Annotated in this window: 13 protein-coding genes and 1 tRNA gene; 8 read left to right on the top strand and 6 right to left on the bottom strand. The window is 73.5% G+C overall.

The annotated features are described in order from the left end of the window. Nucleotides 1–67: 67 nt before the first annotated feature. The 4 genes from ABZX96_RS01190 to ABZX96_RS01175 form a co-directional block, all read right to left on the bottom strand. On the bottom strand, nucleotides 68–1,495 hold the full coding sequence (locus tag ABZX96_RS01190; RefSeq protein WP_355535730.1) for a cellulose-binding protein: 1,428 nt from the start codon (nucleotides 1,493–1,495) through the stop codon (nucleotides 68–70). A 108-nt stretch (nucleotides 1,496–1,603) separates the two neighbouring features. Continuing rightward, a complete protein-coding gene (locus tag ABZX96_RS01185) occupies nucleotides 1,604–2,539 on the bottom strand; it encodes an LCP family protein (RefSeq protein WP_355535901.1) in 936 nt (311 codons plus the stop codon). Between the two features lie 577 nt (nucleotides 2,540–3,116). Then, nucleotides 3,117–6,335: an SUKH-4 family immunity protein gene (locus ABZX96_RS01180; protein ID WP_355535728.1), complete on the bottom strand. Its 3,219-nt coding sequence runs from the start codon at nucleotides 6,333–6,335 to the stop codon at nucleotides 3,117–3,119. Nucleotides 6,336–6,342: 7 nt separating this feature from the next. Continuing rightward, nucleotides 6,343–7,350 (bottom strand): SMI1/KNR4 family protein, encoded by a 1,008-nt coding sequence (locus tag ABZX96_RS01175; protein WP_355535726.1) that lies wholly within the window; start codon nucleotides 7,348–7,350, stop codon nucleotides 6,343–6,345. 308 nt (nucleotides 7,351–7,658) lie between these two features. Between ABZX96_RS01175 and ABZX96_RS01170 the strand changes: the two genes are divergently transcribed. Together ABZX96_RS01170 and ABZX96_RS01165 are read left to right on the top strand one after the other, a co-directional pair. Next, nucleotides 7,659–8,195, top strand: coding sequence for a YwqJ-related putative deaminase (locus tag ABZX96_RS01170; RefSeq protein WP_355535724.1), 537 nt, complete (start codon nucleotides 7,659–7,661; stop codon nucleotides 8,193–8,195). Nucleotides 8,196–8,202: 7 nt separating this feature from the next. After that, entirely contained in the window at nucleotides 8,203–8,769 is a 567-nt protein-coding gene (locus tag ABZX96_RS01165) for an SUKH-3 domain-containing protein (protein WP_355535722.1), read from the top strand. A 713-nt stretch (nucleotides 8,770–9,482) separates the two neighbouring features. Here ABZX96_RS01165 and ABZX96_RS01160 read toward each other — a convergent pair. After that, nucleotides 9,483–10,970 (bottom strand): histidine kinase, encoded by a 1,488-nt coding sequence (locus tag ABZX96_RS01160; RefSeq protein ID WP_355535720.1) that lies wholly within the window; start codon nucleotides 10,968–10,970, stop codon nucleotides 9,483–9,485. 156 nt (nucleotides 10,971–11,126) lie between these two features. Here ABZX96_RS01160 and ABZX96_RS01155 point away from each other — a divergent pair, with 156 nt between their 5' ends. From ABZX96_RS01155 to pth, 6 genes are all read left to right on the top strand, one after another. Continuing rightward, nucleotides 11,127–11,972 carry a hypothetical protein gene (locus ABZX96_RS01155; RefSeq protein WP_355535718.1) on the top strand — a complete coding sequence of 282 codons (846 nt, stop codon included), beginning with the start codon at nucleotides 11,127–11,129 and terminating at the stop codon, nucleotides 11,970–11,972. Nucleotides 11,973–12,001: 29 nt separating this feature from the next. Further along, a tRNA-Gln gene (locus ABZX96_RS01150) sits at nucleotides 12,002–12,076 on the top strand. Between the two features lie 110 nt (nucleotides 12,077–12,186). Beyond that, on the top strand, nucleotides 12,187–13,641 hold the full coding sequence (gene glmU / locus ABZX96_RS01145) for a bifunctional UDP-N-acetylglucosamine diphosphorylase/glucosamine-1-phosphate N-acetyltransferase GlmU (protein ID WP_355535715.1): 1,455 nt from the start codon (nucleotides 12,187–12,189) through the stop codon (nucleotides 13,639–13,641). Between the two features lie 70 nt (nucleotides 13,642–13,711). Then, nucleotides 13,712–14,686, top strand: a complete 975-nt coding sequence (locus tag ABZX96_RS01140; protein WP_355535712.1) for a ribose-phosphate diphosphokinase — start codon at nucleotides 13,712–13,714, stop codon at nucleotides 14,684–14,686. 324 nt (nucleotides 14,687–15,010) lie between these two features. Beyond that, nucleotides 15,011–15,592, top strand: a complete 582-nt coding sequence (locus tag ABZX96_RS01135; RefSeq protein WP_355535709.1) for a 50S ribosomal protein L25/general stress protein Ctc — start codon at nucleotides 15,011–15,013, stop codon at nucleotides 15,590–15,592. A 299-nt stretch (nucleotides 15,593–15,891) separates the two neighbouring features. Continuing rightward, complete coding sequence (gene pth / locus ABZX96_RS01130; RefSeq protein ID WP_355535706.1) at nucleotides 15,892–16,482, top strand: aminoacyl-tRNA hydrolase; 591 nt, start codon at nucleotides 15,892–15,894, stop codon at nucleotides 16,480–16,482. Nucleotides 16,483–16,582: 100 nt separating this feature from the next. On the opposite strand, the gene ppc is transcribed toward pth, so the two are convergent. Then, on the bottom strand, nucleotides 16,583–19,288 hold the full coding sequence (gene ppc / locus ABZX96_RS01125; protein WP_355535898.1) for a phosphoenolpyruvate carboxylase: 2,706 nt from the start codon (nucleotides 19,286–19,288) through the stop codon (nucleotides 16,583–16,585). Nucleotides 19,289–19,433 lie beyond the last annotated feature (145 nt).

Below are 19,433 nucleotides of genomic sequence, written 5' to 3'. Positions count from 1 at the left end.
CCTGCGCACTCCTACGCACGCCCCCGCATACCGAAACGTTGCGCCACCCTGCGGACGACCGTCTCCCTCACTGCTGCTGCTCGGGAAGCCGGGGAAGCGGCGTCTCCAACGTGTCCTCGTTGTCCGGGTTGCCGGAGCCGTCGGAGCCGCTGGAGCTCCCGGACGCACCGGTGTGCCGTGTTCCCGCCCCGCCGCCGTCCCCCGACGGCTCCTGGGGCTCCGGCGACGGCTCGGCGGCGCGCTGGGCCCCCACGGACCGCTGCGGACCGGTCCGGCCGGCCTCCGCCCCGCTCGCGGCAGTCGTGGCACCCGTGGCGCTGCCCGCCCTGCCGGACGTGCCCACGACGGCCGCCCTCGGCACCCGCGGGTCCGCGATCTTCCGGGACGCGGTACCGGCGGCGGACGAGGCCCCGAACGACGCCCCGCCCGACCCGGACGACGTGGCCGAAGCCGCGGACGACGACGATCCGCCACGCCCGGCGCCCGCCGACACCCGCTCGTCCCGCGACCGCTCGCTTCGATTCCGGTCGTCCGCGGCCGTCTCCGCCGCCTCCCGGCCGATCTCCGCCGCCTCGCTCCGGGCCTCACCGCCCGTCGCCGCGTCCGCGTCGTCCTCGACCGGCGCCTTGCCCGTCAGCGCGGCCAGCGTGTTGCGGACGTGCGTCATGTGGGCCCGCACCTCGGTCTCCCGCTCGCGGTGCTCGCGCAGCGTGCGCTCGGTGGCCCGCTCGATCCGCTCCACCTCGACCTTGGCCTGTGCGATCAGTTCCGCGCCGCGCGCCTCGGCGTCCTCCTGGCGGTGCCGGCCGGCCTCCTCCATCTCGGCGTAGAACCGCTGGGCCTCGGCCATCTTCTCCCGGCCCCGTTCCTCCAGCTCGGCGATGTGCCGCGCCAGCTCCGCCTCGCGGGCCGCCAGCTCCCGCCCCTCCTCTTCCCACTGCTCGGCGTGGTTCTTCTCCTGCTCGCGCAGCGCCTCGGTGGTGCGCACGGTCATTTCCTTGAGGGCGGTCTGCGCCTCCGTGCGCCACTGCTCGGCGTCCTTGGCGGCCTCCACGCGCAGCCGGTCGGCCTCGATGCGGGCCGCCTCCAGGGTGCGCCGGGCGCGTTCCTCGGCGTCGGTGCGCACCGAGCGGGCGACCTTCTCGGCGGCCATCTGCGCGCCCCGGCCGTCGGCCTCGGCCTCCTCGCGCGCCCGGTCGGCCTCCTCCTGGGCCTCCTGCCGCAGCCTGGCCGCCTCGGACTCGGCCGTCCGCAGGATGAGCTGGGCCTGCTCGCCCAGGGACTCGTAGGTCTGCGGCGGGAGCTGCGCGATGTACTGGCGCATCTGCTCCAGCTCGGCCGCCATCTCGTTGGCGAGGACGGTGAGCCGGGCGGCGCGCTCCCAGCAGGAGTCGCGGTCGATGGACAGCCCTTCGACACGCCGGTCCACGTCCTGCGGCTTGTACCCCCGACCCCGGACGATCTCGAATCCGTGCGGCGAAACCGATGCGCTCATCCCTCAAGCCCCTCTCCGACGCGCGGCGCGGTTCCGCGCACATCTTTCCGGATCGATCCGAAGTGGCCGTACCGCAACACTCCGCCCCTCTCCATGCTCCAGGATGCGTCAATTGATGCCAGAAGTCTGAATCGAGTCGTCGTTCCGCAGCGCTCTGAACAGCCGCTGTGCCGCTTCCTCGTCCCAGATCAGCACATCACCCTCGCCCCCCATGTTCACACCGGGGTTCGCGACCGGAACGGTCGTCGCCGTTCCGTCCCCATCGGCGATCTTCTTCATGGAGCGGCCCAGTCGTCCGAGATCCAGCACCTTTGTGCCGTTGTCCACCGTCAACGCGGACAGCTCGGCGTCCAGGACGGGCACCAGCCGGAACGGGTTCAGCAGCACGCCCGGGCTCGTCATCGCGTTCGCGACCGCACTGATCAGCCGCCGCTGCCGCCGCACCCGGCCGAGGTCCCCCTCCGGGTCGGCGTACCGGGCCCGTACGAACGCCAGGGCCGCGACCCCGTCCGCTTTGTGACACCCGGCCGGGAAGTCCGCCCCCGACTTCTCGTCCTTCAGCGGCTCGTCGAGGCACAGCCGTACGCCGCCCAGCGCGTCCACCACCCGGACGAAGCCGAGGAAGTCCACCTCGGCGTAGTGGTCCAGGCGCAACCCGGTGGCCTGCTCGACGGTGCGCGTCAGGAGGATTGGTCCGCCGGTCCCGTACGCTGTGTTGATCTTGTTCTTGCCGTGGCCCGGGATGGTGACGTGGCTGTCGCGGGGCAGGCTGACCAGCGTCGGCGCCCGGTCCCCGGTGTGCAGCACCATGATCGTGTCCGTGTTCAGCCCCGCGTCGTTGCCGACGTGCAGCTTCCGCCGCTGCTCGGGGGTCAGGTCGCCGCGGCTGTCCGAGCCGATCAGCAGCCAGTTGGTGCCCTTCCCCGGGGCCGGGCGCCCCGGGTAGTCCGCGAGCGCGTCCGTCCGCCGCACCTGCCCGGCCGCCCACCGGTACAGCACCGCCCCGCCCGCCACCAGCACCAGGACCACGACCAGCAGCGCCACCAGCACGCGCCGGGGCCACCTCCGCCGACGACCCCGGGCCCCGCGTCCGGCGCGGTGGAGCGTCACGGAGGTCGCGGGCGGGGGCTGACCGGGCGGCGGCTGGTTCATACAGGCAGGATCACGGCGCCGGGGGCCCGGCGCAGGTCGAGCGCGGCCCGGGGGCCGGGGGCTCCGGCTCGTCAGGCAGCCGGAAAGGCGCCGTCAGCGGCGGGCGCGCGGGGAACGGCCGCGCGGGTTGTTCCCTGCCGGTCGGGACACGGCCGAAAGCGGCGGGCGCGCCGCGCAAGCGCCTCCCTCCGTGAGACGGCCGTCAGCGTCGGGCGTACGGGACGGCCGCGCGGACGGCGACGCGGCTTCGGCGCGTAAGGCAACGCGGTTACGGCGCGTAAGGCGGCCGGGAGACCGCCGTCAGCGACGGGGTGCGTACGGGACGGCCGCGCGGACGCCTTCCCACCGTGAAGCGGCCGTCAGCGGCGGGGCGCACGGAAGGACCGCGCGGACGCCTTGCTACCGCGAGACGGCCGTCGGCGGCGGGGCGCACGGGACGGCCACACCACCCCGCGCACCCCTCACCCCCCTACAGCAACCCGTCCCACATCTGCTCCAGCAGCACCGACCACCACGTCTCCGGCGAACCGAGCGCGTGCGGGTCCAGCGCCACCAGCTGCACCTGGAAGTCGACGGTCCAGCGGCCCGCCTGCTCCGGCGTCAGACCGGCCCGCAGCCGCCACATCCGGCCCAGCATCGCCAGGCAGCGGACGAACTCCGGCAGGCCGCTGTTCACGAACTGCGGCACCGCAGGCTGCCCGTCCGGCCCGGCCTCCAGCGGCACCGCCACGATGTTGGCGGTCCCGTACTGGACGCACAGCTGGCGGCCGAAGTCGTTGCCGACCACGAGGTAGGAACCGGCGTCGGCGGCCGGCAGGATCCCGCGCTCCGCCGCCAGCTCGGCGAGCGTCGGCACCGGGCGCCCCGGCTGCGCCTGCGCCCAGAAGAACGGCGCGCAGTCCACCGGCAGGCCCGCCCACATCAGGGTCTGCGCCACGACGGGCGGCACGCCCTGCCGGGACACCGCCTGCTGGTCGAAGCGGAAGATGCCCTGCGGCCCGAACGCCTGCTCCAGCTCCTGCCCGATGGCCTGCGGCGGCGCCGGGGGCACCGGCTGGACCTGCGACGGGTGCGGCAGCGGCGCCCGCACCGGCGCGGGCCGCGCCGGACCGTCCGCCACCTGGTGCAGTTCGCCCTGGTGCTCGACGAGGTGGCGCACGCCGAGCTGCCGCGAGGCGTGGTCCCGGCCGTACGCGGCGGTGTGGCTGATGCGCACCTGCGGCCAGTTCTCCCGGATCATCCGGGCGCAGTAGCCGCCCGGCAGGTCGCAGGACTCCAGCTCGGTGTGCAGCTCCAGCACCTGCTGCGGCGGGATGTTCAGCGTCCGCAACTCGTGCAGCAGCTGCCACTCCGGGTGCGGCTGCGCGGTCCCGGGCGCCGAACGCCGGACGAGCTTGTGCTCCGTACCGTCCGGCGCGCGGTAACTCAGGACGGCCATGTACCCCGGGCCGACGGTCGGCACCCCGCCCGGCGGCTGCGGGTACCCGTACGCGCCCGGCACACCACCGGGCAGCGGGCCGGGAACGCCCGGCACGCCCGGGCCACCCGGCCCCGGCAGCGGCGCGGCACCGGGGCCACCGGGCCCGATGGGGGCCGGGTGCGGACCGGGCGCGGGCGGGGGCACGGGCCCGCCCGCCGGGCCGCCGGAGACCTGCGGGCCACCGGGCGCGCCGGGGCCGGACAGGCCGTCGGCGAGCATCGTCGCCGCCGCGTGCACACCGCCGCCACCGGCTGCGGGCGGCGCGGACGGCGGCGTCGGCGGACCGGACGGACCGGGGGTGGGGGTGGGGGCGTCCGTGGGCCCGTCCGTCCCGGGCTGTCCGGGGACGCCGGGGGGCTTGGGGGCGCCCGGCGGCTTGGGTCCGTTCGGCCCGTTCGGTCCGTTCGGTCCGCTTGGTCCGTTCGACCAGTCGGGCGGGGCCGGTACGGGTGCGTGCGGTGCACCGGGGCCGCCTCCGGGCAGGCCGAGGGCGGCACCGTCGGCCAGCATGGTGGCCGCTGCGTGCACGCCCGCGCCCGGGCCACCGGACGCGCCGGGGCCCTCGGCAGCACGACCGCCGGACGCGCCGTCGCCCGGCTCGCCCTCGCGGGCTCCGGAGCCGTGCGGACCGGCCGCACCGGAGCCGGAACCGCCGGTGCCGCCGGGACCGGCGGCGTCCGGCGTACGGTCACCCGGCGCGCCGGGGCCGTCCACCGCGCTCAGGTCGAGCCCCTCGGCGTCGAGCTGCGAGACGAGCTGCGTCGGCACGTACCCCCCGGCGGGGGCACCCGGTGCGCCGGGCCCGGACGGGGACGGGGAAGGAGACGGGGACGGGGACGGGGCGCTGGGCGCGCCAGGCGGGACCGCGGTGCCGGGGGCCGGGGTACCGGACGGAGCCGACTGCGCGGGCGTTCCGGGACCACCCGGTCCACTCGGACCACCCGGTCCACCAGGCCCCTGCGCGACGCCGGGCAGGCCCGGAACACCCGGCGGGGGCGGCACCATCGGGCCCCCGGCGTGCGGACCGGCGGAACCGGCCGGGCCGGGCACGGCGTACCCGGGCGGCGGCGGCACATTCAGGACCGGCGGCCCGGACGGCGGCGGCAGGTCGCGCAGCGCACGTCCCGCGGGCGGACCGGGCGGCACCGAAGGGCCACCGAGCGGTTGCTGCATCGGGGGCACACCGGGCGGAGGCGGCGGAACGGGCGCACCGGGACCGCCCGGCGTGCCGGACCCTCCGGCGCCCGGGGCCGCCGCTCCCGCATCGCCGGATCCCGCGCCCGGCCCACCCGCCCCCGGCCCGTCGGCCGTCGGCATCGGGCCCACGGGCGGCATCGGGCCGGCCTGCGAGAGCAGTTGCGTCTTGGCGTCCGGCCGGGCGGCCGGAGAGGCGTCCGGCTCCTCGACGGTCACCTGGGGGGAGAAAACGGTCGCGGGCAGTCCCACCGAACGGTCGTCGGCGTCCTCGACCGAGCCGGTGTCCGTACCGGCCCACGGCGTGTCCGCCCCGGTCACCGGCCCAGCGGCAGCCGCCGCCTGCCCGGAAGACGCCGCGCCGACGCCCCCCGACGTGGCCCCGGCCCCCGCCCCGGCCCCGGACCCGGCCTCGTCCGCGTCCCGTCCCGGAGCGTCGCCCTCAGCCGACCCGGCCGGAGCGTCACCCGGCACGGCAGCCGCCGCCACCTGAGCCCCGCTCCCGGACCCGGCAGACCCGGCACCGTCCGTCTCGTCCCTCTCAGGACCCGACCCACCGGCGCGGTCCGGAACCGCACCACCCGGCGCGCTCCCGGAGTCCTCGCCGGCTTCCGCCTCCGCCGAATCCGCCGCCCGATCCCCCAGTCCGATGGCGTCCGCCACCTCCTGGAGCCATTCCGGGGGCGTCAGCAGGAAGGACGTGGCCTCCAGGTCGATGCGGCGCGGCGGCTCCGGTGCCTGGTAGGACGCCGCGGCGGCGCCGTACTCCTCCTCGTACCGGCGGATGACCTCGCCCACCGGCAGCCCCGGCCACAGCGTGGTCTCGCCGCTGTCCCGGGCGATCACCAGGCGGGTCCGGCCGCCGTCCGTCGCCGGACCGTCCACCGGGTCCTCCGCCCAGGCCACGAAGCCCAGGTCGAACTCGCGGACCTTCACCTCGCGTTGGAAGGCCGCGGGTACGTCGGCGTTGATCCAGCGCTCCGCGCGCTCCTGCGCCTGCGCGAACGTCACCATCGCGCCGTCACCCCTCCACCGGGACGGCACGCGCGAAACCGCCGTCCACCATCAGGTTCGCCACCGTCTCCAGCTCGGGCGGGTTGCCCGCCAGCCGGGTCAGGAACTCGTCGAAGTCCGCGCCGCACGGCAGCAGCAGCCGCTCGACCCGCTCCTGCACCGTCCAGCCGTCCTGGTCGCGGGCGTCGTCGTACGCGCAGAACCACACCGAACCGGTCGCCTCGCCACGCACCTTCACGGCCAGCAGCCCGCCCTGCACGAAGCCGACGCCCAGGTAGTCCTTGGTGACGTGGTCGCGCAGGCACTTGTTGACGTACACCAGGTCGTTCAGCGCGGCCTCGTCCCGCACCGTGAAGAACGGCTGGTCCACCAGCAGCCCCAGCTCCGCGTCCAGCGCCGCCCCCACGGGCGCGCAGCCGCCCGCCGCCTTCAGGAACGAGCGGTAGGCGCCCGGCAGCCGGTACCCGAGGGACTCCTCGGCCTGCCGTACCTGCTCCTCCGTCACCGACACGCCCCGGTGCGGCAGTCCGAAGTGCACCGGCCGGGTCTCCTGCAACGGCCGCGTCCCGCGCTTGTCGTGCGCCACGGCGGCCGTCGCCAGCCCGCCGTGGTGCCGCAGCAGCGCCTTGACCTCGACCGGGACCAGCTCCAGGCGCCGCGTGCCGGCGACGTGGTGCCAGGTCCAGCCGTGCGGGGTGGCCACCGACGGCACGTCCTCCCACAGCTCGTGCCCGCGCGCGTGCAGCGCGGCGTTGGCCGAGACGTAGTCCGTCAGCCGCAGCTCGTCGACGCCGAACCCCTCCGGCGGCTCCTCGATCTCGGCGGCGGCCCGCGCGTACGGGGAGAAGTCCGGGAAGCCGTACCGGTCCACCCGGACGCCCCTGGGATAACGAGCGGCGCGGACCGGATCCGGGAAATGCACGACCTGTCCGGCGTAGGCCGTGTTCGGTGGCGCGGCCCTACCCCCGGCCCGCGGACCGGGAGGTGCCCCCAGCCCCTGCCGACCTGTCGTCATGACGGTTACTCCCTGGCTGTATCCGGTACTGCGCACAGCCTAAGGCGTGCCACCGGACCGGCCCCCGCGCGCGCCCGGCCCTCGGAAACCCCGCCATGCCCGCCGTCACCGCGTGCCGCAGCCCCGGCATCCCCGGCGCGCGCATATAAAGAAAATGCCAGGTAATAAATCCAAGAGCGTAAATAAAGGTATTTGTCTATCCGGCTTCCCCAACACCCGGCATATTTGGCAGGCTGACCTTCCCTCTACCCTGGGCAGGCACCCCAGTGACCAAGTGACTAGGGGATTCGGGGAGGAACAGCAGCACGATGCGGACGACCACAGAGCACGCCGACAGCCCGGCCACCGCCGCCACCGCCACGGCCACGGGCGACCCGCGCATCGGCTGGAGCGGCACCGCCGACGCCGACCGGCCGCCCGCCCTCCTGCACCGCCGCGACGGCATCCTGCCCACCGTCGGCGCCGCCCTCTCCGTCCGCGGCAAGACGCTGACCTGCACGGCGAGCAAGGCCGAACAGCCCCCCGCCCTGCACCCCCTCGTCCAGGACTTCCTGGACACCCTGGCCACCGCCCAGCGCGAGCGCTTCACCGGCCGGTGCCCCGAGGCCGTCCTGCTCTCCCGGCACCTCACCACCGTCGAGGCCAACCGCAGCAAGCGCGCCTCCCGCAAGCCCCTCACCAACGGCGAGGCCCGCCGCTCTCTGAAGCACTCCAAGATCACCGCCCGGCACATCCGCGAGGACGGCGACCCGCGCCACGGCAGCTACGCGCCACCCTGCCGCTCCTGCGACGCCCTCCTCGCCTTCTTCGGCGTCATGCCCGTCGGCACGCCCGCGGGGAGCTGAGCGCGCCATGGCCAAGAAGTCCTCCCGCCGCGCCGCCGTCCCCGGCCCCGCCGCGCCCGCCTACGAGTCCTACGGGCGGACCTCCTCCACCCGCTTCCCCGTCGCCGTCGACGCCGCCCTGCGCGACGCCGGCTGGCGCCCCGGCCGCTGGGACATAGAACTCGCCGAACGGTGGGCCGACACCCTGCGCGCCCACACCTCGCCCGCCGGGCACCGGCACACCGTCTTCCCGGCCGCGGTGGAGGCGTGGGCCGAGTTCGGCGGCCTGGACGTCGTCGGCGCCGGCCCCGGCCGCCACATCGCCCCCACCCCCTTCACCATCGACCCGCTGCACGGCCTCCACCTCGCCCGCACCCTCGGCGACCTCGGCCGCGCGCTGGACACCGACGTCGCCGCCCTCGGCCAGGAGTCCGACGGCCAGGCCGTCCTCGCCATCGACACCGAAGGCCGGGTCTACAGCCTCGACCACACGGGCGACTGGTTCCTCGGCCACGACATCGACCAGGCCCTGAACACGCTGATCCTGGGGACCCGACCGGCTCGGCTCAGCGCGGCGCCGGTGCGGGAGGAGTAGATCGCCGGCGGGGCGGGGGCTTCGATGGGGCGGGGCGACGCTTTTCGACGCAGGCGTGCGCGCGCGTCCCGGCTGGGGGCCGGGGTGGGGTCCGCGCCCCGTGCCTACCGGTTGAGGTAGACGGTGTCTACTTGTCTGGTGGGTGTTGTCGGTTCAGGCCGTAGACGCTGTCTACTACGGCCAGTAGACACCGTCTACCCGCCCGTCCACTTGCCCGGCGGGCGTCGACGAGCCCAGGTGGTAGACGCCGTCTACTGTGCCCTGTGGCCGATGCCCAGCGATCCGCCCACTTGCCCGGTGGGCACTGGCAGGTCCAGGCGGTAGACGCCGTCTACCGCCATCCAGTAGACGCCGTCTACCCGACCTGATGGACACCGGCCCATCCGCCGATCCCGGCTCTTCGGCCGCGCTCACGCACTCACGCACTGACGCACTCACGCACTCACGCACTCACGCACCCAGCCTTGCCCGGCAAGCGTCGCCCGCCCGTGCAGCAGACACTGTCTACGGCGATCAGTAGACAGCGTCTACCCGACCTGGCGGACGCCATCCACTCGCCGGTCTTCCCTCCGGCCGCACCGACGCACCCAGCTCCCGACCGACCTCTCCGGCGAAGATCACACCCCGCCCCAACCGTCCCGCTCGACCCCCCTGACGCCCCGCGCCCCCGGCCCCCTCAATCAGTCGCCCCCACGGCCCCCGGCCGGCCCGCCTCAAGAAGCCGGAACCGACTCCTGCGCGGACGCCTGCTCCACCCCCGGCAGCCCGGCCGAACCCCCCAGCCCAGCCGGTCCCACGCCCCCGTCCCCGTCCCCGTCCCGCTCCTCGGCCCGCCCGGGGATCACCGCCGACACCCGGAAGCCCCCCGCCTCGGTCGGCCCGGACACGAAGACGCCGCCCAAGGCGGTCACCCGCTCCTTCATGCCCACCAGGCCGTTGCCGCCGCTGGGCAGCCCCACGTCCGTCGCGCCGCGCTCCAAAGGACCGTTCTCGACCTGCACCGCGACCTCGCCGTCCCGGCGCGCCAGCCGGACGCGGGCCCGGGCGCCCGGCGCGTGCTTGTGCACGTTCGTCAGCGCCTCCTGCACCACCCGGTACGCGGTCCGCTCCACCGCCTGGGGATAACCCCGCCCGTCGCCCTCGGCCGCCAGCTCGACCACCATCCCGGCCGTCCGCGACTGTTCCACCAGATCCGCCAGCTCGGCCAGGTGCGGGCCCTCGCCGTCCGCCGGTCCGGCCGCCGCGGTCGCCGCCTCCGGACGCGCGCCGTCCATCGACGCCGACGGCGCCGCGTTGGCCTTCGCCGCCAGACCGGCCAGCCGCTCCGGCTCGTCCGAATGCGCGGGCGCGCCCGTCGGGGCACCGTCGGCGCTGCGCAGCACGCCCAGCATCTCGCGCAGTTCCGTCAGCGCCTGCCGCCCCATGTCGCCGACCAGCGCCGCGTTCTTCGCCGCCTTCTCCGGGTCCTTGAGCACCACCGCCTGCAGCGCCGCCGAGTGCACCACCATCAGGCTCACCCGGTGCGCCACCACGTCGTGCATGTCCCGCGCGATGCGGGTCCGCTCCTCGCGGCGGGCCCACTCGGCCCGCTCCTCGGCCCGGTCCGCGAGCAGCGACAGCTCCCGCTCCAGGCCGTCCGCCCGCTCCCGCAGGCTCTCCACCAGCCGCCGCCGCGCGGCCACGTACAGGCCCCACAGCACCGGGGGCGCCGTGGCCAGCAGCCCCATCGTCAGCGACATGGTGGGGACGAACCACAGCGGCGGATCGAAGTCGTCCTGCGTGCCGACGCTCTGCCGCAGCGTGAGGAACGTCGTGATCAGTATCCCGACGACCGACATCCCGGCCAGCAGCCCGGTGATCCGGCGCGGCACGTCCGACACCGCGAGCGAGTACAGCCCGATGGCGCCCATCAGCATGCCGATCTGCGCGGGGGTCACCGCGATCGAGACCAGCACCACGACGATCGGCCAGCGGCGCCGCACCAGCAGCACCGGGCCCACCAGCAGTCCGAGCAGCGCCCCGGCCAGGGCCGGCAGCCGCACGTCCGCCGCGAAGTCCATCCCCTCGAACACGCACTCCACTGTCGACAGAACGGCCAGCATGATGTCCAGCACGGCGCTGCGCCGCCGGGTCCACCACCACAGCCCGTTCCGGGGCGCCCCCCTGGCGCCCACTCCGTCAGTTGCCCCCGTCGCGGTCATACCGACCAGCCTACGAGCACCCGCGACCGTTTTTCCGGGGTGTGCCCCAGCACACTTCCAGCCCGTTACGGGCCGGTACTCGCCCCATTCCCCCGAAGCGCTGAATCGCGCACATTTCCGAGGCCCGTGTACACCCGCGAGCGGGATGCTGCCGCCATGCCAGACACGCACCCGGACTTCGAGACCCTGCGCGAACGAGCCCTCGCCCTCCGCGCCGACGGCCTCAGCCGCCGCCGCATCCGCGACCACCTCAAGGTCTTCAACAACGACCTCCTCAACCGCCTCCTGGACGGCGGCCCGCCCCCACCCCGGCCCCCGCACCCGAACGCCAAGCCCGCCCTCCGCGCCCGCGCCCGCGAGCTGCGCTCCCGCGGCATGACCTACGACCAGATCCAGCTCGCGCTCGGCTGCTCCAAGAGCTCGGTCTCCCTGTGGGTCCGCGACCTCCCCAAGCCCCCTCCCCGCACCCGCGAGGAAGCCTCCGCCATCGCCCGCCGCGGCTGGGAGCCGACGCTGCGCCGCCGCGAGGAGGAACGAGAGCGGACGCGGCAGGAGGCGGCGCGGCAGATCGGGCAGCTCTCGGACCGCGAGCTGTTCCTCGTGGGGGTGGGGCTGTATTGGGCGGAGGGCGCGAAGCGCAAACCGCACCGGAAGCAGGACCGCGTCTCCTTCGTCAACAGCGACCCGGACATGATCCGCGTCTTCCTCGCCTGGCTGCGCATGCTCGGCGTCGCCGACGATCGCCGGGCGTTCAACGTGTACATCCACGAGACCGCGGACGCCCGCTCCGCGGAACGCTTCTGGGCAGAGGTGATCGGCATCGATGTCGAAGCGCTCGGTAAAACCTCGCTGAAGAAACACAATCCGCTCACGAACCGGAAGAACGTCGGCGCCGATTACCAGGGCTGCCTCAGCGTCCGCGTCGCCCAAGGTGCCGACCTATACCGTCGCGTCGAGGGCTGGTGGTACGGCATAGTGGTGGGTGCCAAGCGGCCAGACTGACAACATGTCCAGTTTGGCCCGCCTTGTATTCCCCTGTGGTGTAATTGGCAACACTGCCGGTTTTGGTCCGGCCATTCCAGGTTCGAGTCCTGGCGGGGGAGCCATCCGCCCTCCGCGCGACCGTCGGGCCCCGCCCCCGTTTCGGCTGGAAAACGCACCGGTATCCTTCGGGTGTCCACCACCCGAAGTAGCCAAGAAGCCGAAGGGCATCCCCGTGAGCGCCAACCGCCCGGCAGCCGTCGTCGTTCTCGCAGCGGGTGAGGGCACCCGCATGAAGTCGGCGACCCCCAAGGTCCTGCACTCGATCTGCGGTCGCTCCCTCGTGGGCCACGTGGTGACCGCCTCCCGCGAACTGGACCCCGAGCACCTCGTCGTGGTCGTCGGCCACGCCCGCGACCAGGTCCGGGCGCACCTCGCCGAGATCGACCCGGACGTCCGCACCGCCGTGCAGCACGAGCAGAACGGCACCGGCCACGCCGTGCGCATGGGCCTGGAGGAACTGAGCGACAGCGGCGTCACGCTCGACGGCACCGTGATCGTCGTCTGCGGCGACACCCCGCTGCTGACCGGCGACACCCTGACCGCGCTGGCCGCGACCCACGCCGCCGACGGCAACGCCGTCACCGTCCTGTCCGCCGAGGTTCCGGACGCGACCGGTTACGGCCGCATCGTGCGCGGGGACGACGGCGCGGTGACCGAGATCGTCGAGCACAAGGACGCTTCCGACGAGCAGCGCCGCATCCGCGAGATCAACTCCGGGGTGTTCGCCTTCGACGCCCAGCTCCTGGCCGACGCGCTGGGCAAGGTCCGCACAGACAACAGCCAGGGCGAGGAGTACCTGACCGACGTCCTCGGCATCCTGCGCGAGGCGGGGCACCGGGTCGGCGCGTCGGTGGCGGACGACCACCGCGAGATCCTGGGCATCAACAACCGCGTGCAGCTCGCGGAGGCCCGCCGGCTGCTGAACGCGCGGCTGCTGGAGCGGGCGATGCTGGACGGCGTCACGGTGGTGGACCCGGCGTCGACGTGGGTGGACGCGACGGTCACGTTCGAGCCGGACGCGACGGTGCACCCGGGGACGCAGCTCATGGGCGGCACGCACCTGGCCGCCGGCGCGCAGGTCGGCCCGCACTCGCGGCTGACGGACACGACCGTGGGCGAGGGCGCCGTGGTGTCCTTCACGGTGGCGGAGGGCGCGCGGATCGGCGTGGGGGCGAGCGTGGGCCCGTACGCGTATCTGCGGCCGGGTACGGACCTGGGGCCGAAGGCGAAGGCCGGGACGTACGTGGAGATGAAGAACGCGACGATCGGTGAGGGCACGAAGGTGCCGCACCTGTCGTACGTGGGTGACGCGACGATCGGCGAGTACACCAACATCGGCGCCGCCAGCGTCTTCGTGAACTACGACGGTGAGACCAAGCACCACACCACGATCGGGTCGCACTGCAAGACCGGCTCGGACAACATGTTTGTGGCTCCTGTCACGGTCGGGGACGGCGCGTACACCGCCGCCGGCTCCGTGATCACCAAGGATGTGCCCCCGGGTTCGCTGGCGGTCGCGCGCGGCCAGCAGCGGAATATCGAGGGCTGGGTCGCGCGCAAGCGGCCCGGAAGCGCCGCCGCGCAAGCCGCCTCGGCGGCCCGGCAGGAGACCGACGGCGCGCACTGACCGTGCTCGGGTACGCCGTGCGGGGCGTACCGTGATAAATGCACGCAAACAGGATTCGAGGAGATTTGCTGTGACCGGGATCAAGACGACCGGCGAGAAGAAGTTGATGCTCTTCTCCGGCCGCGCCCACCCCGAGCTGGCGGAGGAGGTCGCGCACCAGCTCGGTGTCGGCCTGGTCCCGACAAAGGCGTTCGACTTCGCAAACGGTGAGATCTACGTCCGTTACCAGGAGTCGGCCCGCGGCGCGGACTGCTTCCTGATGCAGAGCCACACGGCTCCCATCAACAAGTGGATCATGGAGCAGCTGATCATGCTCGATGCTCTCAAGCGGGCCTCGGCCCGGAGCATCACCGTGGTCATCCCCTCCTACGGCTACGCCCGCCAGGACAAGAAGCACCGCGGTCGCGAGCCGATCTCGGCCCGCCTGATCGCCGACCTGCTCAAGACCGCGGGCGCGGACCGCATCGTCACGGTCGACCTGCACACCGACCAGATCCAGGGCTTCTTCGACGGCCCGGTGGACCACCTGTTCGCGCTGCCGGTGCTGGCGGACTACGTGGGCGCCAAGGTGGACCGCGACAAGCTGACCGTGGTCTCGCCGGACGCGGGCCGGGTGCGGGTCGCCGACCGCTGGTGCGACCGGCTGGACGCGCCGCTGGCGATCGTCCACAAGCGGCGCGACAAGGACGTGGCGAACCAGGTCACCGTCCACGAGGTCGTCGGTGACGTGAAGGGCCGGGTCTGCGTCCTGGTCGACGACATGATCGACACCGGTGGCACGATCTGCGCCGCGGCGGACGCGCTGTTCGCCAACGGCGCGGCGGACGTCATCGTGACGGCCACGCACGGCATCCTCTCCGGCCCGGCGGCGGACCGGCTGAAGAACTCCAAGGTGAGCGAGTTCGTCTTCACGAACACCCTGCCCACCCCGAGCGAGCTGGAGCTCGACAAGATCACGGTGCTGTCGATGGCGCCGACGATCGCGCGGGCCATCCGCGAGGTCTTCGAGGACGGCTCGGTGACGAGCCTCTTCGAGGAGCAGTGATCCGAGGACTCTGACCGGAGGGCTCTGATCCGAGGGCTTCGACCCGAGGGCAGTGCTCCGAGGACAGTGCTCCGTACGCGGCGCCGTAGCCGGTAGGTCGTTGGCAGCCGTTCGCAGCCGCGAACGATCCGACCGGCCCACGGGTACCGCAGGAGATCGACTTTGGGGGCGGCCTCCCCGCCGGGTAGACTCACCGAGTTGCTCGGCGAGGGAGGCCGCCCCGTTGTACGGGGTCGGCGGTCCGTTATCGACGCGCTCTTCGTAGCAGGTCTGTCGTGGGCCGGGTGACGGTCCAGATCCGTACAGATCACGAGGAGTGCAGTCATGGCTGAGGTCAAGCTCACCGCTGAGATCCGTTCCGACTTCGGCAAGGGCGCCGCCCGCCGGACCCGTCGCGAGAACAAGGTTCCCGCGGTCGTCTACGGCCACGGTGCCGAGCCGAAGCACGTCGCCGTCGACGGCCACGCGCTGATGATGGCCCTGAAGACCCCGAACGCCCTGATCAGCCTGGACGTCGACGGTAAGAGCGAGCTGGTCATCCCCAAGGCCGTGCAGCGCGAGGCCATCCGCGGCTTCCTGGTCCACGTCGACTTCCTGGCCGTCCAGAAGGGCGAGAAGGTCACCGTCGAGGTGCCGATCCACACCGAGGGCGACCTGGCCCCGGGCGGCAACCTGCTGGAGCACCTGGTGAACACCCTGGCCGTCGAGGCCGAGGCTACCCACATCCCGGAGTCGGTCACCGTCTCCATCGCGGGCCTGGACGCCGGTGCGTCCATCCACGCCAAGGACGTCACCCTGCCGGCCGGTGCCTCGCTGGCCGTCGAGGGCGACACCGTCCTGCTGCAGGTCGTCGCCGCGCAGGCGGAGGCCCCGGCCGAGGCCGAGGGCGAGGGCGCCGAGGCCTGATCCGGCCTCCGGTCCGTCCGTGAATGACCCGGTTCCCCAGGGGCCGGGCCGCGGATTCGCAACCGCCGTTCCGCACCGCGTCCGGTGCGGGGCGGCGGTTGACCTGTTTCGGTGGGAACGCGCTCCCGGTGGGAGGCGGGCCGGTCGAGCCGCCCTCAGGGGCGCTCTGCCGTCCTTAAGAGCGACCGGGCCGCCCTCAGGAGCGACCGGGCCGCCCTCAGGAGCGGTGAGGCCGCCCTCAGGGACGATCGGGCCGCCCTCGGAGGCGGCCGGTGGAACTGTTGCGAGGAGACGTACAGATGACGGACGCGGACAGCCCCTGGCTGATCGTCGGGCTGGGCAATCCGGGCCCGGAGTACGCCGGGCACCGCCACAACGTGGGCTTCATGGTGGCCGACCTGCTCGCGGAGCGGATGCGCGGCCGGTTCAAGGCGCACAAGGCGCGGGCGCAGGTCGTGGAGGGGCGGATCGGCCCGCCGGGGCCGGGCAGCCGCCGGGTGGTGATCGCCAAGCCGATGTCGTTCATGAACCTGTCGGGCGGCCCGGTCACCGCGCTGCGCGACTTCTACAAGGTCCCGGTGGATCGCGTCGTGGCCGTGCACGACGAGCTGGACATCGACTACGGGGTGCTGCGGCTCAAGCTGGGCGGTGGCGACAACGGGCACAACGGCCTCAAGTCGATCACCAAGTCGCTGGGGCCGGACTACCACCGGGTGCGGTTCGGGATCGGGCGTCCCCCGGGCCGGATGCAGGTGGCGGACTTCGTGCTCAAGGACTTCTCCTCGACGGAGCGCAAGGAGCTGGACTACTTCGTGGACCGGGCGGCGGACGCGGTGGAGTCGCTGGTCACCGACGGCCTGGAACGAGCGCAGAGCACGTACAACGGCTGATCCGTACCGCACAGGTACCGCACAGGTACCCCACAGGCCGCCGCCCCGGTTCGCATACGGAACCGGGGCGGCGGCCTGTGTCATGCCGGGGTGCCGGGCCTCAGCCGGTGTTGCGCAGCCCCGCCGCCACACCGTTGACCGTCAGCAGCAGCGCCCGTCCCAGCACCGGGTCCGGCTCCTGCCCGCGCTCGGCGGCCTCGCGCTGGCGGTGCAGCAGGGAGACCTGGAGGTAGGAGATCGGGTCCAGGTAGGCGTCGCGGATGCGGAAGGTCTGCTGGAGGACGGGGTTGGAGTCGAGGAGTTCCTGTTCGCCGGTGATGCGCAGGACCTCGCGGACGGTGAGGTCGTGCTCGGCCTCGATGACGGCGAAGACGTGCTTGAGCTCGTCGGGCACGAGGGTGTCGACGTAGTGGCGGGCGATCCGCAGGTCGGTCTTGGCCAGCGTCATGGCGACGTTGGACAGGAAGTTGCGGAAGAAGTGCCAGTGCTCGTGCATCTCGTCGAGGACGGGGTCGAGCCCGGCGTCGCGGGCGGCCTTCAGGCCGGTGCCGACGCCGAACCAGCCGGGGACGATCTGCCGGGACTGGGTCCAGCCGAAGACCCACGGGATGGCGCGCAGCCCGTCCAGCCCGGCGCCGCTGTCGGGGCGGCGGGAGGGCCGGGAGCCGAGGTGGAGGTCGGCGAGCTGGTCGACGGGGGTGGACGCGAAGAAGTACGCGGGCAGGTCCGGGTCCTCGACCAGGCGGCGGTAGGCGCCGTGGGCGGCGTCGGAGACGGTGTCCATGGCGGCGTCCCAGCGGGCCAGCGCCTCGTCGGACTGGCGGGGCGCGGTGTGCAGGGCGGACGCCTGGAGGGTGGCGGCGACGGTCAGTTCCAGGTTCTCCCGGGCGAGGGAGGGGACGAGGTACTTGTCGGAGATGACCTCGCCCTGCTCGGTGACCTTGATCTCGCCTTCGAGGGTGCCGTAGGGCTGGGCGAGGATCGCGTCGTGGGAGGGGCCGCCGCCGCGGCCGACGGTGCCGCCGCGGCCGTGGAAGAGGCGCAGCCGGACGCCGTGCCGGTGGGCGACGTCGCGCAGCAGGCGCTGGGCGCGGTGGATCTCCCACTGGCTGGTGGTGATGCCGCCGAACTTGGAGGAGTCGGAGTAGCCGAGCATGACCTCCTGGACGTCTCCGCGCAGGGCGACCAGGCGCCGGTAGGAGGGGTCGGCGAGCATGTCGTCCAGGAGCTGGTCGGCGATCTTGAGCTCGTCGGTGGTCTCCAGGAGCGGGACGATGCCGATCTTGGCCCAGCCGGCGTGCAGGTCGATCAGCCCGGCCTCGCGGGCGAGGACGGCGGCAGCGAAGACGTCGTCGGAGCCCTGGCACATGGAGATGATGTAGGACTCGACGACCTCGGGGCCAAACGTTTCCTTGGCCTTGCGGATGGTGCGGAAGACGCCGAGGGTCTTGTCGCCGGCCGCGTCCAGGGGCGCCGGGGTGGGCGCGAGGGGGCGGCGGGAGCGGAGTTCCTTGGCGAGGAGCTTGCGGCGGTAGTCGCGCGGCATGTCGGCGTAGCGCCAGGATTCCTCGCCGAGCCGGTCGAAGAGCTGGCCGAGGGCGTGGTGGTGGGCGTCGGCGTGCTCGCGGACGTCCATGGTGGCGAGCTGGAGGCCGAAGGCGGAGATCGTGCGGATGACGCGCTCCAGGCGGCCGTCGGCGATCAGGCCGCCGCGGTGCTCGCGCAGCGAGGTCTGGATGAGCGCGAGGTCGGCCAGCAGTTCGTTGGTGCCCAGGTAGTCGCGGCCCTCGACGTGCGGGGTGTCGGTGGCCAGCCGCTCGCGGGTGTTGACGAGCTTCTGGCGGATGCAGGTGGCCTTGAGGCGGTAGGGCTCCTCGACGTTCAGCCGCTTGTAGCGGGGGCTGATCTCGGGGAGGAGGTCGAGGTCGCGCTGGAGGGAGGCGAGGAGTTCCTCGGTGGCGCCGCAGTTGCGGATGGAGTTGGACAGGGCGCCGCGCAGGTCGTCGATCTGCTCCAGGGCGTCGGTGATGCCGTGCTCGTGCTGGAGGATCAGGACGTCCCAGGTGACCTCGGGGGTGACGTTGGGGTTGCCGTCGCGGTCGCCGCCGATCCAGGTGCCGAAGGTCAGGGGGCGGGTGCCGGCGGGGAGTTGGGCGCCGACGCGTTCCAGCTCGGCGGCCAGGTCCTCCAGGACGTCGCCGACCGCGCCGCGGGCCAGCTCGTCGAGGTAGTAGATGGCGTTGCGGGCCTCGTCGGTGGGCTCGGGGCGGGCCACGCGGAGCTCGTCGGTCTGCCAGATGAGGTCGATGGTCTCGGCCAGGCGCAGGTCGGCGCGGCGGCGCTCGGTGGTGTCGGTGCGCTCCAGGAGCTCGGCGACGCGGCGGAGCTTGGTGAGGACCGAGCGGCGGGCGGCCTCGGTGGGGTGCGCGGTGAACACGGGGCGCACGCCGAGGTTGCCGGCGGTCGCGCGCAGGTGCTCGGGGTCGGCGTCCTTGAGCATGTCGGCGGTGCGGGCCAGGATGCCGCCCTCGGCGGCGCGGCGGGCGCGCAGCTCGCGCCCGCGGTGGACCTGCTCGGTGACGTTGGCCAGGTGGAAGTAGGTGGAGAAGGCGCGGACCAGCTTGGCGGCGGTGGCCAGGTCGGTGTCGCCCAGCAGCCGGGCGGCGGCTTCGCCGTCGGTGCGGGTCAGCGCGCGGACCCGCTCGACGAGGTCGAGGAGTTCCTGTCCCTCCTGGCGGACGAGCGTCTCGCCGAGGAGGTCCCCGAGGCGGCGGATGTCGGCGCGCAGCGCGCCGTTGTCGCTCACGGCTGCTTCGGCGGTCTCGGCGGGGTTGAGGTCGGCACTGCTCACAGGTGCGGCTCCTTGCAGTGATCTGGGCCCGGCGGGGCTTGCGGGTTGCGGACCGCGCTGTCCGACGCCCCCAGGATAGGTGGCCGCACCGTCACCGGAT

The sequence above is a fragment of the Streptomyces sp. NPDC003077 genome, assembly GCF_040611095.1.
Taxonomy (GTDB): domain Bacteria; phylum Actinomycetota; class Actinomycetes; order Streptomycetales; family Streptomycetaceae; genus Streptomyces.
This window is presented reverse-complemented; position numbering and strand designations above follow the sequence as displayed.

Excerpts from the sequence above, each read along its gene's own strand:
- ABZX96_RS01190 (WP_355535730.1), bottom strand. The coding sequence starts at position 1,495 with ATGAGCGCATCGGTTTCGCCGCACGGATTCGAGATCGTCCGGGGTCGG.
- ABZX96_RS01180 (WP_355535728.1), bottom strand. The coding sequence starts at position 6,335 with ATGGTGACGTTCGCGCAGGCGCAGGAGCGCGCGGAGCGCTGGATCAAC.
- ABZX96_RS01175 (WP_355535726.1), bottom strand. The coding sequence starts at position 7,350 with ATGACGACAGGTCGGCAGGGGCTGGGGGCACCTCCCGGTCCGCGGGCC.
- ABZX96_RS01170 (WP_355535724.1), top strand. The coding sequence starts at position 7,659 with ATGCGGACGACCACAGAGCACGCCGACAGCCCGGCCACCGCCGCCACC.
- ABZX96_RS01165 (WP_355535722.1), top strand. The coding sequence starts at position 8,203 with ATGGCCAAGAAGTCCTCCCGCCGCGCCGCCGTCCCCGGCCCCGCCGCG.
- ABZX96_RS01160 (WP_355535720.1), bottom strand. The coding sequence starts at position 10,970 with ATGACCGCGACGGGGGCAACTGACGGAGTGGGCGCCAGGGGGGCGCCC.
- ABZX96_RS01155 (WP_355535718.1), top strand. The coding sequence starts at position 11,127 with ATGCCAGACACGCACCCGGACTTCGAGACCCTGCGCGAACGAGCCCTC.
- ABZX96_RS01135 (WP_355535709.1), top strand. The coding sequence starts at position 15,011 with ATGGCTGAGGTCAAGCTCACCGCTGAGATCCGTTCCGACTTCGGCAAG.
- pth (WP_355535706.1), top strand. The coding sequence starts at position 15,892 with ATGACGGACGCGGACAGCCCCTGGCTGATCGTCGGGCTGGGCAATCCG.